13 protein-coding genes are annotated in these 15,805 nt (G+C 35.6%); 3 read left to right on the top strand and 10 right to left on the bottom strand.

The window, feature by feature from the left end:
• Window positions 1-39 precede the first annotated feature (39 nt).
• The 7 genes from leuS to P0N36_RS03570 all read right to left on the bottom strand — a co-directional run bounded on the left by leuS (window position 40) and on the right by P0N36_RS03570 (window position 8,204).
• Entirely contained in the window at window positions 40-2,451 is a 2,412-nt protein-coding gene (leuS, locus tag P0N36_RS03600; RefSeq protein ID WP_275841466.1) for a leucine--tRNA ligase, read from the bottom strand.
• Between the two features lie 55 nt (window positions 2,452-2,506).
• A complete protein-coding gene (locus tag P0N36_RS03595) occupies window positions 2,507-3,217 on the bottom strand; it encodes a hypothetical protein (protein ID WP_275841465.1) in 711 nt (236 codons plus the stop codon).
• A 334-nt stretch (window positions 3,218-3,551) separates the two neighbouring features.
• Window positions 3,552-4,397: a DegV family protein gene (locus P0N36_RS03590; protein WP_275841464.1), complete on the bottom strand. Its 846-nt coding sequence runs from the start codon at window positions 4,395-4,397 to the stop codon at window positions 3,552-3,554.
• A gap of 87 nt (window positions 4,398-4,484) precedes the next feature.
• Entirely contained in the window at window positions 4,485-5,444 is a 960-nt protein-coding gene (locus P0N36_RS03585) for a D-2-hydroxyacid dehydrogenase (protein WP_275841463.1), read from the bottom strand.
• 21 nt (window positions 5,445-5,465) lie between these two features.
• Complete coding sequence (locus tag P0N36_RS03580) at window positions 5,466-6,971, bottom strand: sensor histidine kinase (RefSeq protein WP_275841462.1); 1,506 nt, start codon at window positions 6,969-6,971, stop codon at window positions 5,466-5,468.
• The gene (locus P0N36_RS03575; RefSeq protein WP_275841461.1) at window positions 6,961-7,650 is read right to left on the bottom strand and encodes a response regulator transcription factor; all 690 of its coding nucleotides are present in this window, start codon (window positions 7,648-7,650) and stop codon (window positions 6,961-6,963) included. Before P0N36_RS03575 ends, P0N36_RS03580 begins: the two co-directional genes overlap by 11 nt.
• Before the next feature lie 8 nt (window positions 7,651-7,658).
• A complete protein-coding gene (locus tag P0N36_RS03570; RefSeq protein ID WP_275841460.1) occupies window positions 7,659-8,204 on the bottom strand; it encodes a hypothetical protein in 546 nt (181 codons plus the stop codon).
• A 268-nt stretch (window positions 8,205-8,472) separates the two neighbouring features.
• Here P0N36_RS03570 and P0N36_RS03565 point away from each other — a divergent pair, with 268 nt between their 5' ends.
• Entirely contained in the window at window positions 8,473-9,705 is a 1,233-nt protein-coding gene (locus P0N36_RS03565; protein WP_275841459.1) for a 6-phosphofructokinase, read from the top strand.
• Between the two features lie 88 nt (window positions 9,706-9,793).
• Here P0N36_RS03565 and P0N36_RS03560 read toward each other — a convergent pair whose 3' ends face one another.
• Window positions 9,794-10,909 (bottom strand): HD-GYP domain-containing protein, encoded by a 1,116-nt coding sequence (locus tag P0N36_RS03560; RefSeq protein WP_275841458.1) that lies wholly within the window; start codon window positions 10,907-10,909, stop codon window positions 9,794-9,796.
• Between the two features lie 246 nt (window positions 10,910-11,155).
• Between P0N36_RS03560 and P0N36_RS03555 the strand changes: the two genes are divergently transcribed.
• A complete protein-coding gene (locus P0N36_RS03555; RefSeq protein ID WP_275841457.1) occupies window positions 11,156-12,037 on the top strand; it encodes a cation diffusion facilitator family transporter in 882 nt (293 codons plus the stop codon).
• A 75-nt stretch (window positions 12,038-12,112) separates the two neighbouring features.
• Here the strand turns inward: P0N36_RS03555 and thrC are convergent, their stop codons facing one another.
• A complete protein-coding gene (gene thrC / locus P0N36_RS03550; RefSeq protein ID WP_275841456.1) occupies window positions 12,113-13,603 on the bottom strand; it encodes a threonine synthase in 1,491 nt (496 codons plus the stop codon).
• Between the two features lie 173 nt (window positions 13,604-13,776).
• A complete protein-coding gene (locus tag P0N36_RS03545; RefSeq protein ID WP_275841455.1) occupies window positions 13,777-14,556 on the bottom strand; it encodes a cell wall hydrolase in 780 nt (259 codons plus the stop codon).
• A 440-nt stretch (window positions 14,557-14,996) separates the two neighbouring features.
• Here P0N36_RS03545 and P0N36_RS03540 point away from each other — a divergent pair, with 440 nt between their 5' ends.
• Entirely contained in the window at window positions 14,997-15,803 is an 807-nt protein-coding gene (locus tag P0N36_RS03540; RefSeq protein ID WP_275841454.1) for a hypothetical protein, read from the top strand.
• The last annotated feature ends 2 nt before the right edge of the window (window positions 15,804-15,805 follow it).

The following is a 15,805-nucleotide window of genomic DNA, read 5'->3' as shown; positions in this document are numbered from 1 at the left end:
CTTTTTATACTTAGAGACCTTCCCTATTCATTAAAAGTGTTAATTTTTAACTACAATATTAATGATTCTACCAGGAACATAGATTTCTTTAACAATAGACTGACCACCAATGACTTTCTCAACCGCTAACTTAGCCTTCTCAAGAACTGAATCTTTTGCCTCTTCAACACCAATGGTAACTGTTGCCTTAACCTTACCATTAACCTGTACGGGCATCTCTATCTCGTCTTCTTTCATTTTTTCTGGATCTGCAACCGGCCATGTCTGGTCAAACACCGTATCTTCTTCACCAATCACTTCCCATAATTCTTCTGCCATATGAGGGGCAAAAGGCGCTAAAAGGGTGATAAGGGTTTTTATGGTATCTAGGTCAACACCCTGATTATTCTTAGATTGATGCATCAACTTATTGGTGTATTCCATAAAGGCAGATACCACCGTATTCATATGGAATGAATCCATACGCTGTGTAACCTCATGAATCAATAAATGTCTTATTTTCTCAAGTTCAGGCGTCACTTTCACTTGACGGTCTTTGTTATCCATAACAAGGTTCCAAACCTTATTGATAAATCTATAAACACCTTCTATACCACGGTCATCCCACTCAGAATCCAGTTCAGGTGGACCAACGAAAAGCTCGTAAAGTCTTAATGAGTCACAGCCATAGTTTTCCACCAAATCATCAGGAGAAACAACATTACCTTTGGATTTGCTCATTTTTGCACCATTTTTACAAATCATCCCTTGATTGAACAATTGGGTAAATGGTTCTTCAAACTCGACCGCACCAATATCATAGAGAAACTTAGTATAGAATCTTGAATACAGTAGATGTAAAACAGCATGTTCAATACCACCCACATACATATCGACCGGTAACCATGCTTTCATCTTTTCTTTTGAAACTAAAGCATCATTGTTGTTTACATCCACATAACGTAAAAAGTACCATGAAGATCCTGCCCATTGAGGCATCGTATTTGTCTCACGTTTACCGGGTCCACCACATTCAGGACAGGTTGTATTAACCCACTCATGAATATCTGCAAGTGGTGATTCGCCTGTACCTGTTGGTTCATAGGATTCCACTTCAGGTAAAGTTACCGGTAGATCCTCTTCTTTTACCGGTACCGGACCGCATTTTGGACAATGTATGATTGGTATCGGTTCACCCCAATAGCGTTGTCTGGAGAATACCCAATCTCTAAGTTTATAATTCGTGGTTTTAACACCAATATTTTTTTCTTCTAAGTAGTTTGCTACCACTTCTTTCGCCTGATCCGACGGTATACCATTAAAAGTTTCTGAGTTAATCATAATACCGACGTCGGAGTAGGCTTCTTCTAAATCGACTTCTACGCCATCCTTAGCGATTACCTGAACAATAGGCAGATCGAATTTTTTGGCAAATGCAAAGTCTCTTTCATCATGTGCCGGTACACACATAATGGCTCCTGTACCATAGTCCGCAAGGACGTAATCTGAAATCCAAATAGGTACTTTTTTGTGATTTAACGGATTGATAGCATAACTGCCAGTGAAAACACCTGTTTTTTCCTTTTCTTGTAAACGATCTACAGAGGATTTGAGGGATGCATTAAATACATAAGCCTCTACTTCATGGTTATGTGTCTCTGCCGCTAGGGTCTTGACCAGTTCATGTTCCGGAGCCAATACCATAAAAGTGGCACCATATAAGGTATCCGGCCTTGTCGTGAATACTTTTATTTTTTCATTATGACCTTCAACTTCAAAATCCACTTCAGCGCCATAAGATTTTCCAATCCAATCCGATTGCATTTTTTTAACTTTGCTGGGCCAGTTCAGTTCATCCAGGTCATTTAACAACCTTTCTGCATAAGCAGTAATCTTCAGCATCCATTGTCTAAGATTTTTCTTAGTTACTTCTGCATCACAACGGTCACATTTTCCATCTTTTACTTCTTCATTGGCCAATCCCGTCTTACAACTTGGGCACCAATTAATCGGCATTTCCTTCTCATAGGCTAAGCCTTCTTTAAACATTTGTACAAAAATCCACTGGGTCCATTTATAAAAATTTGGATCTGTGGTATTTACTTCATTATCCCAATTATAAACAGCACTGATTTCTTTTAACTGACGTTTGAAATTTTCTACGTTTTCAGCCGTTGCTTTTGCCGGATGAACACCCATGGTGATTGCATAGTTCTCAGCAGGTAACCCAAAAGCGTCCCAACCCATGGGATGTAAGACATGATAACCTTGTAGGATTTTGTAACGACTCCAAACATCACTAAGAACATAACCGCGCCAATGGCCTACATGTAAACCACTACCTGAAGGATATGGGAACATATCTAAACAATAATAATTTTTCTTTTCTTCACTTGGTAGATTTATAGGGCTTGTCTCCCAGTTTTTTCTCCATTTATTCTCTATTGTTTTATGGTTATACAATTTTGACATAATTGCCTCCCTTTTATTGAGTCTTTTTTAAGACTTACTTTCCATACTTCCCACATTAATTAATAATCGGGCTATAAGACTTCAAAACATATCGGTTATTCTCAACCGCAACGATTGTCCTATAGGCTCTTGTTGGTTGAAGATCACTATTATAAAGCGAAATGGTAACCAGATATGAATTATCCCCATTCAGCTCAATACTATAGATTTGAGGGTTTTCATTCCATTCAGTGTCCACTGCAGGCATAAGATAAAAGCCTTCTTCATAGACAATTTTTTCTTCTTCAAATGATTCATGATGCGATACAGTTTCACCAAAATACTCATACACAATTTCCTCTACTCTTTGTCCGGGAACATAAAGTATAAACTTAGATGTATCAAATCTTAACTCTTGATACTCATTTTGATAAATATATGATATTGCGAACTTTATACGATCACTTTCAATAATACCTTCTGTCATATCTCTTTGACTAAAAAAAATATTATAATGAAATGTCTCAAGAAAACTCAAGAGTTGATCCTTAACGTCTTGATTCTCTAACGATTCCGGTGTTACAGGTCCAATTTTCGTCGTGTCCTCATCTGTTGGTTGTTCTCCTTCCACAGGTGATTGACCGTATAGATCCTCTGTGCTTGTAATACCATCCGTGCTTACGACCACATCTGTATCAGAATATATGTCATTTGTAACTGTTTTTTTACAGCCTGTTCCTATAAGCACAAATAAGAATATCAATCCTATTACAATCATTTTTTTCATTGTCTTCCTCCTGATGTATATTAACCTTTAAGATTAACTACAAAACAAAGTTTCACTAAGTTCACATGAATATATAGATTTCGTAAAAACATTCGCAACTATATTTTCTTGTGAAAGTTCAACCTATTGTTTTGACACATTAACCTTTAAGGTTAACTACAAAACAAAGTTTCACTAAGTTCACATGAATATATAGATTTCGTAAAAACATTCGCAACTATATTTTCTTGTGAAAGTTCAACCTATTGTTTTGACACATTAACCTTTAAGTCACAATAAGACGCCTAATCCACATTAGACGTCGAAAAATATAATCTTATTTATATATTCTTGTTCATTTTTTCTTGTAAAAGCATGCCAAAACGCCTGGTCCTGCATGTGTTCCTATGGTTGCCCCAACTTCAGACACTATGATTTCTTTATCCCATTTTAATTCGCGCCTGATCGTTTCGATTAACTCATTGGCAAATTCTAAGTCTTGGGCATGGGCTACCATGATTCTATCACTCTCATAATCCAGATCCTTTTTCATCCGTTCTAAATAATAGGGAATGATTTTTTTGCGTCCTCTAACTTTATGAATAATTTGTGTAAGTGCGTTTTCCACATTCAATATGGGCTTAATATTCAGAATCTCAGCCACCGCTGCTTTGGTTGCTTTAATTCGCCCACCCTTCTTTAGGTATTCTAATGTATCCACACAAAAAAGATGTTCAATACCATTGTTTGTCAAAGGTTCAATTGCCATTAGAATCTCTTCAATTGACTTATTATCTTCAACCATGCGTGCTACTTCAATGGCAATATATGCCACACCTGAACACAAGCAATTAGAATCAATAATGGTTATGTCTTCCTTTTTAAGTTCTTCTCTTGCCAAGTAAGCCGACTGACATGTACCACTGGCATTAGATCCTAAAGTAATACAAATTATCTGATGACCTTTATCCAGTTCTTTTTTGAAATAAGTGGTGAATCGTTCCGGTGGAATCTGACTTGTTGTCGGCATCTCACCTGAAATAATCAACTTTTCGTAGAACATGCCCGGCGTAAGATCGACGGAGTCTAGATAGGTATGACTACCAAAATGAACCGATAGTGGTATAATTATGAAACCGTATCTTTCAATGATGCCTTTTGGTAAATCAGCAGAACTGTCTACAATAATCTTTATACCCACTGGGCACCTACTTTCTCGAAAACAACCATAGAATACTATTGATAATATACCATATCTCTTTAAATACATCAACTAAGTCCTGATATTTTAAAGATCTACTCTTTGATACTTATTTCCTTTTACATACTCTATTATATTGCGTGCCACTTCATCAACAACCTTTTGTCTAGCAGTGAGGCTGGCCCATGCTACATGTGGGGTAATAACCAGTCTGGCGTCATCTAGAATGGGTATAAGCTTGGAGTTCTTACTCATCGGTTCATTGTTTAAAACATCTAAAGCCACACCTGCTATACGATTATGACTTAAGGCTTCCACCAATGCTTCTTCATTAACAATGGCTCCACGACCAACATTGACAAGTATGGGTGTGTTTTTCATCTTAGAAAAAGCCGCTTTGCTAAATAGATTTTTGGTCTGTTCATTTAAAGGTGCATGGATGGTAATGATTTGTGAGCGACTTAACAAATCTTCAAAACTAACCCGTTTATAAATATCTTGTTGATTTTTACCACTTGTGGAGTAATAGATAACTTTTGCGCCCATGGATTCGGCAATTTTTGCCACTTTGCTCCCAATACTTCCCATTCCTACAATGCCCCAAGTCATTTGAGCGATCTCATTTATTTGTACCTCATAATGGGTAAATGCATCATCATCTATGTACTTGCCGCTTTTTACATATCTTTCATAATAACTCATATGATTTACCAATTGTAAAACTAAGGCCAAAGTATGTTGGGCAACACTGTTTGAGCAGTAATCTAAGACATTGCAAACACCCACTTTATTTGATTTTGCAGCCTGTATATCGATTTTATCATAGCCTGTCCCTGTCATACATATAAGCTTAAGATGTTTTAATGAACCAATGGTTTTTTCATCAAAATAACCTTTGTTGGTTATAACGACTTCTGCTTCAGCGCATCGTTCTATAATCTGTTCTTGATTGGTATAATTATAGTAAGTAACTGAACCAATCGATTCTAGTTTTTTGAAATCTAGTTTTTCTCCTAATGATTTTTGATCTAATAAGACTATCTTCATAACAAACCTCACTTCATTAATTCATATGCATGTTTCAGAAGTATTCACCGGTAAACTAATGATGAATGCGCTTCCTTCCTGAACCTTACTTTTGACTCGTATCATTCCATTTTGTCCAATAATCATGGCTTTAGCTATGGACAACCCAAGACCATGTCCACCTGTTTGTCTTGTCCTAGATTCATCTGATCTATAAAAACGATCAAATAGATAGGGTAAATCATTTTTTTCAACGCCAATGCCCGTATCTATTATAGATATAATAACCGAACTATATTCTTGTTTAAGTTTAAACGTGATCTTCCCACCTTCAGGTGTATATTTCATAGCGTTATCAATAAATATTCTAAATGTCTGTTTGATTTTGGCATAATCCAAACACACAAGTAGATCCATCTGGATATCACAAATAAATGTGTGATTACCCTCATCTACCATCTCCATATCCTTCATGATTTCTGTGGCTAGTTTGCCAATATCAAATATTTCTTTTTCAAATTTTAGAGTTTGATTGTCTGAACGCACCAGTGTCAGCAGATTTTCTACTAAAACCTGCATGTTTTTTGACTCACTTTTGATGGCATCAATGGCCTCTTCTAATATGGCTTCATCTTCTTTACCCCATCTGTCCAACATTCTAACATAACCGTTTACGATAGAAATAGGTGTTCTAAGTTCATGAGAAACATCCGAAACAAATCTTTTTTGTTTATCATAATCTGAACGTATCCGGTCTAGCATATCATTAAATGTCAGAGCAAGATCTTTAAGTTCATACTTAGCTCTTGATACATCTAGATTCCCTTCAACATCGTTAATTGATATTTTTTCCGCAGCTTTGGTCATGGTGTAAATAGGTTTAAATACTTGTTTCAAACGAATCGATCCAATAATTGACATTAGCATAAAACCAATCAATTGACCAAATAGAACCAAGGCACCTAATATCATTCTGCTCTTGTTCATAGACTTAATGTTATGAATGGTTGTTATCTTATAGTCAACCTCATAATGATCATTGATTTTATAGTATCGATTCGCCGATCTTATGATTAAACCCTCATTAAATAATAAAGGTATCCTATCAATAAAAGAGAGCCGGTATAAAGATGGTGCAAAGGCGTCACTGGTAATAGTGTAACCAATATCTTCACGTTCTTGTCTAGACATGATTACTTGAACACCTATATTATTTTCAGCTGAGATTGATTCCAGTTGATAGGTTAAGGCATCCATATTATATACCCCCATTTCAAATGGAACAACCATTTCAAATACGCCTTCAACAATCTCTTCACTTTTTTGTTGTACATCATATAGGCTAAATCCAACTAAGACTATAGAAATCGTCAATAGGGTGGCCACCCAATACAAAATGCCATAATCAAATGAAATCTTTTTACGCATGGATAGTGTTAAGCTTAAGTATATGTATTTGAACACATGACCTATTTCTTTAAATATTCCCACAGGAAAAAGCAACGCTCTTTTTGGACGTTGCTTAGTAACTTTTCTGTTAGGCTTCATTGATGATGTACCCAATGCCTCTGACCGTCTTTATAATCTCAACATTGTATTTTTGATCAATTTTAGCTCTTAAATATCTTACGTAAACATCAATAACATTTGTATCACCATAATAGTCGTAACCCCATACTTTTTCAAGTATCTTTTCTCTGTCCAATGCAATATTTTTATTTTCTAATAAATATTTTAAAAGTTCATATTCTTTTTTTGTCAATTCAATAATTTCGTCCTTAAACATGACTTCTCGCTTTAATTCATTAACTACCAATCCTTTATGTGTAAGGGCTTTTAATACATGGTTTTCTTTGGGGCTATCTTTACGCTTTAAAGCCACACGCATTCTAGCCAATAGTTCTTCAATCTCAAATGGTTTGGTCATATAGTCATCGGCCCCCATATCCAGTCCCATGACCTTGTCTGAAACGTCATCTTTAGCCGTTAGCATAATAATAGGAATATTCGTATTGGCTTGTCTTATCCTTCTACAAACTTCTATGCCACTCAGTCTAGGTAGCATCAAGTCCAACAAAACAAGATCCGCCCCACCTTCGTTAAACATTTCCAAACCCATTCTTCCATCACTTGCTACTATGACATCATAGCCTTCATACTTTAGTTCTAATTCTATAAATCTTGCAATTTTCACTTCATCTTCTACAACCAATATCTTCTCTTTCATACTTCTCCCTATTTTTCTATGGTAACCTCATAGTAGTCGTCATCTTTGTTTTCATCGACTGAGTCCAGTGGCTTATTATTGGGTGGGGTTGTCGTATTGCCCCTTCTTGCTGCTCTTTGCTCATTGTTGTGTGACGAGACCGCCTCTTCTTTTTCTATTACTTCAGGTTGATTTATAATGCCGTCAGAATCTTTACTACGCTTGTAAATAGTCACTTGGCTCTCACTTATTAGAATGGCACCGATGCCAATGACCAAAACCCATATTTTTGTTTCCACTTCAAGAAATACAAGGAATAATACAATCATAATCAAAGGCAGATTCAACAGAACCTCTTTTTTTCTATCGATCTTGACATAATAGGTCATCAATTCTTTGGCAATCCGATTTAATTCCGTCATAAACTTGGATAGATTTGATGCCTTCTTTTCTTCAATTAAGTATATAGCAAGCTCTATGTCTCCATTGGCTTTAACTAAATAGCGTTCCGCTTCTTCATAAGTTACATCCATACGAGCTTGTACGGCTTTGACATCCTCACTGGTTATTTTCATATTTATCACTTCCTCGGACCTTTAACATAAGGTCATATCATCTTATAGTCCTATAGTAACAGTATAGTATTACTTATGCTTTAGTACAACATTAAAATCGGATTAAAAAGCATTTGTTCTTTCTTAGTCTTAAACTTGATTTTTATATCTGCCTAAGGTACTATAGAAAAAGATTCTAAAAGTCCTTAACTATAACTAAGTTTATCGGGATTTTCTGTTCCTTAATGGTACTATTATTCCGTAAACTAACACCCTTAGGAGGAATACCATGTCAAACTGCATAGTTGCCCAATCCGGTGGTCCAACGGCCGCCATAAACGCTTCACTTAGCGGCGTTATTGAAGCTGCTTTCAATGATCCGAGTATCGATATCGTTTATGGATCCCTAAACGGTATCGCCGGTGTTTTAGAAAACAATATCTTGAACCTGACAACCCTCTTTGGTCATAACCCTGAATCCCTTGAACAGCTTAAACACACACCGGCTATGTATTTGGGATCTTGCCGTTATAAATTACCGCATTATTCAAATAATGTTGTTCCCTATGAAAAGATATTTCGATTTTTCAAAGAAAAAAACATCGATTATTTCTTTTATATAGGTGGAAATGATTCTATGGATACGGTTCATAAATTATCACTATATGCTAAAGATCATAAAATTGATGTCAAAATAATCGGTATTCCCAAAACAATTGACAATGATTTGGTCGAAACAGACCATACACCGGGCTTTGGTTCTGCTGCCAAGTATGTCGCTACTACACTACTTGAGATTGCCCACGATACTTATATTTATAATCTTGAATCTGTCACTATAGTAGAAATCATGGGACGTAATGCGGGATGGTTAACTGCAGCTTCCGCTTTAGCTCGAACAACTTACAGTACTGCGCCTGACTTAATCTACCTTCCCGAAATGGCTTTTGATGTAAAAGCATTCATAGAACAGGTTAAGGCATTACAAAAAACTCAAAAAAATATTATTGTTGCTGTTTCTGAGGGTATTAAGGATAAAGATGGTAATTATATCGCTGCTTCAGTTTCAGGTACTTATGATGCCTTTGGCCATGCCAAACTAAGTGGCGTAGGTAAGACGTTGGAATACTTACTTGCTGATCAACTTGGTTGCAAAGTACGTTCTATTGAACTCAGTGTATTACAAAGAGCCGCCGGCCACATTGCATCTTACACAGATATTCATGAAGCCGTATCTGTTGGAAAAGCAGCTGTCGAAGCCGCTACTAATGGCTTAACCGGTAAAATGATGGCCATTAGAAGATTAACTGATATGCCTTATGAAATAACCATCCAACCTGTCGATGTTACCTTAGTGGCTAATCACGAGAAACCAGTCCCAGCACATTATATTAATAGTGCAGGCGATGATGTTACCCGTCTGTTTTTAGATTATGCAAGTCCGCTTATTCAAGGCGAGACCCTACTCACCTATAAAAATGGATTACCCCATTATTTGAATATTCATCATCTAAAAAACTAAAATACCTCGTGACACATGCTTATGAGTTATAAATGTTATAAAGGCCTGACTCCTTGGAGTTAGGCCTTTATAACATTTATAGGGGCACTTACGCTTCCTTTGCTTCTTTTGCCTTCATCAAACTGTTGACACCGGTTATGGTTACAGATCTTAAGGACCTATCACGCCTCAAATCAAGTATATACGGTACTATCACCTCTTGATTTGCATTCATGATAATTTTCACCTCTGGTCGCATACAAGCATCCTCATGATTGGTGGCTACGATGCCCGTTAAACCGTTGCTTAAAACCACATATGTACCAATTGGAAAAGGCGCAACTTTTTTTGCAAATATTTTTGTGATCTCAAGATCAAACATACTTCCTCCGTTGGCCATAATAAATTCCATTGCTTCTGAAGGCAATAATGCCTCTCTATAAGGCCGTAATGAGGTTAAAGCGTCATACACATCCGCCACACCAATTATCCTCGCAATAATGGATATCTGATCTTTTGATTTTTGCATTGGGTAACCTTTACCATCGTATCTTTCATGGTGCTGAAGTACTGAAACATAAACACTTGTCGGTATGTCATAAGACTCTTTCAAGTAATTAAAGCCAAAAGTTGGGTGTTGTTTTACAGATTCATACTCCTCATCAGTTAGCTTCCCTGGCTTATTAAGAATATCCTTATCGATAAACATCTTGCCAATGTCGTGTAAAATAGACGCAAGTCCCACATTAAACAAATCCGCTTTACTGAGTCCATACTCTACACCTACGAGTATGGATAGTACGGCTACATTAACAGAATGAAAAAAGGTATAATCATCATAAAACTTAAGATCTATTAAGTTAACCATCGTATCTTTATTCTCAAGAACCTGTTCAACAATGTTCGAAATGAGTATTTTTGTATGATTCACTTTATCAATCAATTGTTTGGAATCACTTTTTGATTGGCCTGCATAAATACAAATATCCTTAACCGCTTTAATAGCAGACATTCTAAGTTCGTCACTAATGACATCCTTAATCATAATGTCTTTTGATAATTCATCTTCAATATATATGCCTTGATAACCAAGGCTTTTAATACGTTCTATATAGGACCTATGTATGATACTGTTGCTGTTTAGTAGCAACTGGTGATTGATGTCGTATAGTTTTTTTCCACAAACCATACCTTCAACAAGTCCTGAAACCGGAACAAATCTCATCTTAAAACTCCTTACAATAATGGTGTCTTGTGTCATCAACACTTACTACTAAACATGTCATGACAGCATATTTTTGGAGATTGTTAATATCTATGTTACCTATGTATTATATATGAGAATGCTTATTATTTCAATACTACATTCCAACTCCTTTATTTCAAAGAAAAACCAAACTTCTGAAACCTTGAACATTGTTTCTAATCATGGTAAACTTTAACTCATATTATTGATAGAAAAGGTGAAATCATGTCTAGACATAAAAAAATAAATGAAGTAGCCATTTATGGCCTGATAGGCAATATCGCTCTACTTGTTTCCAAACTCCTTGTAGGATTTGCTACAAGAAGTCAGTCTATGATTGCCGATGGTCTAAACAGTGCCGGAGACGTCTTCTCATCTGTTATGACCTATATCGGCAATCATATTTCTGCCAAACCTATAGATGATGATCATCCTTACGGCCATGGAAAAGCTGAATATATTTTCAGCATGATTATTAGCTTTTCTCTACTGCTTGTAGCTTTTTCTATTTTTCGTTCATCTTTAAACACATTGATTTACGGTTCTGAATTCACATACTCTGTTTGGCTCATACTTGTTGGTTTGTCAACCATTGTCATTAAGTTCATACTCTATATATTTGCAAGACGTGTGGGAAAAATACATAACAGCCTCTTGGCCCATGCTAACGCAGAAGATCACCGAAACGATATTTTCATTACATTATTAACACTCTTAAGCATTTTATCCGGTTATTTCGAACTATATTTCATCGATAGTATCGGTGGTATGCTCATTTCATTCTGGATTGCTTTTAGCGGTTTTAAGATCTTCACAGGTGCTTACAATGTCCTTATGGATACCAGCATAGATACTATGCTTATGAAACAGTTTTCGGATATCATAAAGGGAATTGAAGGCGTTGACCATATAGATGCCATCTCTGCTAAACCTGTCGGTCTTCATTTTCTTCTCATCGTAAAAATATCCATAGACGCCAATCTAACTGTTTATAAAGGCCATGAGATTGCCAGCGAAGTACGCCAAAAGCTAGAATCCATAGACAATATAGAAGAGGTCGTCGTACATGTCAACCCCGCTCAATTTCATCCTGAACGAATGTCTTAATTGCCAAAGGCTAGAAAATACACTCATAAAGCCATGCATTGTCAAAACGACAACACATGGCTTTCTTATTGCTTCCTATATTTTTAGGAATTTTTTAATAATGGTTTCCATTTCATCATGCTTACAGATGGTATTATGGCGAACGTTTGCTTCTAATATTTCATGAATGGCACCAGGTATTTCTACACCTGATTTTTCTCTCATTTTATCAATCAGTTGAAAATCATCAATCTGATTATACTCTTCATCCAAAGAAATCATTGTACTTTTTGTGAACTTGTATGGACTGGCTGTTGATACAACAACTGTTTTAGTCTGATCACCACTTTCAGCCATATATTTTTCATAGACCGCATAGCCTACTGCTGTGTGGGGGTCCATTAGGTAATTGTTTTTCTCAAATACTTTTTTAATGGTCTCTTGAGTTTCTACTTGATTTGCATAGTTACCATAAAATTCGGATAAACCCTCTTTCATTTGATCCGTTACTTCATAAAATCCATTAGAAGTTAGACTTTCCATCAACGCCTTTGTTGCCCTTGAATCTGCTCCTGCAATTTCATAAATCAATCTTTCTAAATTACTGGAAATCAAGATATCCATAGAAGGAGAAATCGTAAGCATAAATGGTCTTTGTCGATCATACTTACCTGTTCGAATAAAATCAAAAAGTACTTTATTATCATTCGATGCACAAATAAGCTTTCCAAGAGGCAGGCCCATTTCTTTAGCATAATAAGCCGCAAGAATGTTTCCAAAGTTACCTGTTGGGACCGCTACATTAATAGTTTCCCCTTCTCGAATTTCTTTTTGTCTTACCAGTGTTGCATAAGTATAAAAATAATACGCAACTTGAGGTATCAACCGACCGATATTTATTGAGTTAGCGGAAGAAAATTGAAAACCGCCATCTTCTAGTTCTTTGTTAAAAGTAGTATCAGAAAAAATACGTTTGACACCATTTTGTGCATCATCAAAGTTACCTTCTATACCGACAACAAATGTATTATCACCTTTTTGTGTCACCATCTGCTTCTTTTGTATAGGGCTAACGCCATCTTTTGGATAGAAAACAATGATTTTAGTATTTTCAACATCAGCAAAACCAGCTAAAGCAGCTTTACCTGTGTCACCGGATGTCGCTGTTAGAATAACAATGTCTTTTTCGATGCCTATTTTTTTGGCAGCGGTTTTCATTAAATAGGGCAATATGGACAAAGCCATATCTTTAAATGCTATGGTAGAACCATGAAATAATTCCAACATATATACATCCCCTACTTTGATTGTAGGTGCAATGGCTTTTGTATCGAATTTATGGTCGTAGGCCTTATGGATACATGCTCTTAGCTCTTCTTCAGTAAAATCCTGGTAGTAAAGTGACATAACTTCATAAGCAATGTCTTGATAGTTCATTTCTGATAATTCTGCCATAGTTTTTTTCATTTTGGGGATATATGAAGGTACATACAGACCACCGTCTTCTGCTAAACCTTTAACTATTGCATATGATGCTGAAATATCCTTTTCAAGTCCTCTTGTGCTCTTATATAAAAGCTTATCCATCTCTATTCATCCATCCTTATTTCATTTTTTAAGAATTATATCACATTTAACTCAAAAAGACAATTGTATGCCTATCACGGACATTTGTTTATAATAGAAAAATAGGCCTTTGAAAGTATGAAAAAAATATCCATAGGGTAATCGCACCTATGGATATCCTGTTTAAGTTTTATCTAATACTTATAAAAGTGATGACCACCATGTTGAAATAGAAAAGTTAAATTATCATCAAACCAGCTGCTGGCATTTTCACTGGCCAATGACTTCGACACAAAAAACAAGGCACCGTTAGAATAATCTACGCCCTTAAGTGCCTGTTCAACGGCCTTGACTGTAGAGTCTTTAATTGTTACTCTAAAATATCTACCGTCATCAATCGGGGAAAATTGTGCTCTATTTCCTGTTCTCTGATGTACGACTTCATAGATGGTATTGGGAAATCTTCTACTTGCAACTCTGTTCATTACAGTATTCGCAACTAATATTTTCCCTTTTAAATCTTCACTGGTTGCTTCTGCTTCAACAATCCTTATCAAAGCCGTGTAATCTTTCAGATTCAACAAATTAATTTGACTTTCTTCTAAGTTATTTGTTGCTGTTTGAAATACTCGGTCTTGCTCATCTTCTTTCGCAAGGGTTACAGGCTCTTCGGCCTCATCTTGTAATGCATCATTGTTATTAGACCTTGCGAAGGTTTCGTACGAGGATTCTTCTGAAGTTTCAGCTACAGTTATTGTCTCTTCAATCCTATCTTCATTCTGATCATCGTCTTCTGTCTCATATAAAACAATATGATCAATCGTTTTTGTCTTCGCAAATCCATTAACACTTAACATCACCACCGCTACAACAAATACGCCTGAAAAAATCATAAGGCCAGTTGTATATACTTTTTTTGAAATGCTTTTGTGGCCAAACCACATGCTTTCAAATAGATGTTTCAGTTTAAACATAATAGACTCCTTTTGTACTTCTCTTAATAATCGAAATAATAGTGTCAGTGTGTTATATTGATGTGACTACTGAATTATAGGTGACCTCACTTTGATAGTCAATATCATAAGTATCGATTTGGTGGTTATCCTGTATTTTTCAGAATATTCTGTTATTTAAACTGTGCATAAACAATAATTTTTTAGCCTTGTTTAATTATTTTTGGTATATTTTACATATGTTTTTTTGTTTTTGTTAAATTTGTCCTTGATATATAGCGCAATAAAACCATTCACAAAATGATCAACAAGGTCTTTTTCATATTTCTCTCTCTTTTTTTTAACATTAATTATGGTTAAAATGGCATTATGACATTCATACATGTCTTTTATATGTCTAAATAATAACTTTATCAAATTATGTTATAATGCATTTAACCCATTTTCTAAGGAGTAAGCCTATGGAATCTTTACCAGGTGTTTATAAAAGTTTTAAAAAAAATGGTCAAATATATTACCGTTCATCTATCACTTATGGCGGAAGACATATCAGTCTTGGTAGCTATGAATGCCCTTTTAAGGCCCATAATGGCTATTTGCTTGCCAAAAAAATCATTAGTACACCAAGTTTATCTCTTTACGACTATGAAGAAGATATGTGTTTAGATTTCCATAAATGGGTAGTGCTTATGAACTATAGAGACCATCATTATTACTTTTCCACACCCATTTATATGCATAAAAACTATTTTTCGTATTTTATTTCCTATTCCGAAGAGCTTCTTTTTGATATTCAAGATCTTTTCTACTATGCAAATCATAAAATTCATAAACGCCAAGGTTATTATTTTGTTAATGATTATGGCATGCAAGTCAATATAATGAGTCGCTATGGTGTTAAAAATCATAGTGTCCTTGGTCGTGACCATCGTTTTGTAGACGGTGATTGTCATAACTTAAGGTATGATAATATACAAATCATCAATCCATATTACGGTGTCGTACTAGAGCGTCCCTTGGTTGCTCCCACTTACAAGTCCACTCTCAATATTCATGGAAATTATGTGATTGGACGTTATAAAGACATGGCAACTGCAGCAATTGCTTATAATAAGGCAATAGAATACCTTCACAAAAATGGTATCGTCCATAAAGATTTTCCCAAGAATTATATCTCTGACATAGATCAAGAAACCTATGAAGCCATATATAAAAAGGTAAAAATCAGCAAAAAAATACTGAACTTAAAAAAGTCCAGTACTAAATAGTT

Source organism: Petrocella sp. FN5, assembly GCF_029210395.1.
Lineage (GTDB): Bacteria > Bacillota > Clostridia > Lachnospirales > Vallitaleaceae > Petrocella.
Note: the sequence above shows the minus strand (reverse complement) of the source record. Positions and strands in the feature narration are given on the sequence as shown.

What these genes read in the sequence shown, in the direction of transcription:
- P0N36_RS03565 (WP_275841459.1), top strand. Translation starts at nt 8,473, where the DNA reads ATGTCAAACTGCATAGTTGCCCAATCCGGTGGTCCAACGGCCGCCATA.
- P0N36_RS03580 (WP_275841462.1), bottom strand. Translation starts at nt 6,971, where the DNA reads ATGAAGCCTAACAGAAAAGTTACTAAGCAACGTCCAAAAAGAGCGTTG.
- P0N36_RS03560 (WP_275841458.1), bottom strand. Translation starts at nt 10,909, where the DNA reads ATGAGATTTGTTCCGGTTTCAGGACTTGTTGAAGGTATGGTTTGTGGA.
- P0N36_RS03570 (WP_275841460.1), bottom strand. Translation starts at nt 8,204, where the DNA reads ATGAAAATAACCAGTGAGGATGTCAAAGCCGTACAAGCTCGTATGGAT.
- thrC (WP_275841456.1), bottom strand. Translation starts at nt 13,603, where the DNA reads ATGGATAAGCTTTTATATAAGAGCACAAGAGGACTTGAAAAGGATATT.
- P0N36_RS03575 (WP_275841461.1), bottom strand. Translation starts at nt 7,650, where the DNA reads ATGAAAGAGAAGATATTGGTTGTAGAAGATGAAGTGAAAATTGCAAGA.
- leuS (WP_275841466.1), bottom strand. Translation starts at nt 2,451, where the DNA reads ATGTCAAAATTGTATAACCATAAAACAATAGAGAATAAATGGAGAAAA.
- P0N36_RS03595 (WP_275841465.1), bottom strand. Translation starts at nt 3,217, where the DNA reads ATGAAAAAAATGATTGTAATAGGATTGATATTCTTATTTGTGCTTATA.
- P0N36_RS03540 (WP_275841454.1), top strand. Translation starts at nt 14,997, where the DNA reads ATGGAATCTTTACCAGGTGTTTATAAAAGTTTTAAAAAAAATGGTCAA.
- P0N36_RS03545 (WP_275841455.1), bottom strand. Translation starts at nt 14,556, where the DNA reads ATGTTTAAACTGAAACATCTATTTGAAAGCATGTGGTTTGGCCACAAA.
- P0N36_RS03585 (WP_275841463.1), bottom strand. Translation starts at nt 5,444, where the DNA reads ATGAAGATAGTCTTATTAGATCAAAAATCATTAGGAGAAAAACTAGAT.
- P0N36_RS03555 (WP_275841457.1), top strand. Translation starts at nt 11,156, where the DNA reads ATGTCTAGACATAAAAAAATAAATGAAGTAGCCATTTATGGCCTGATA.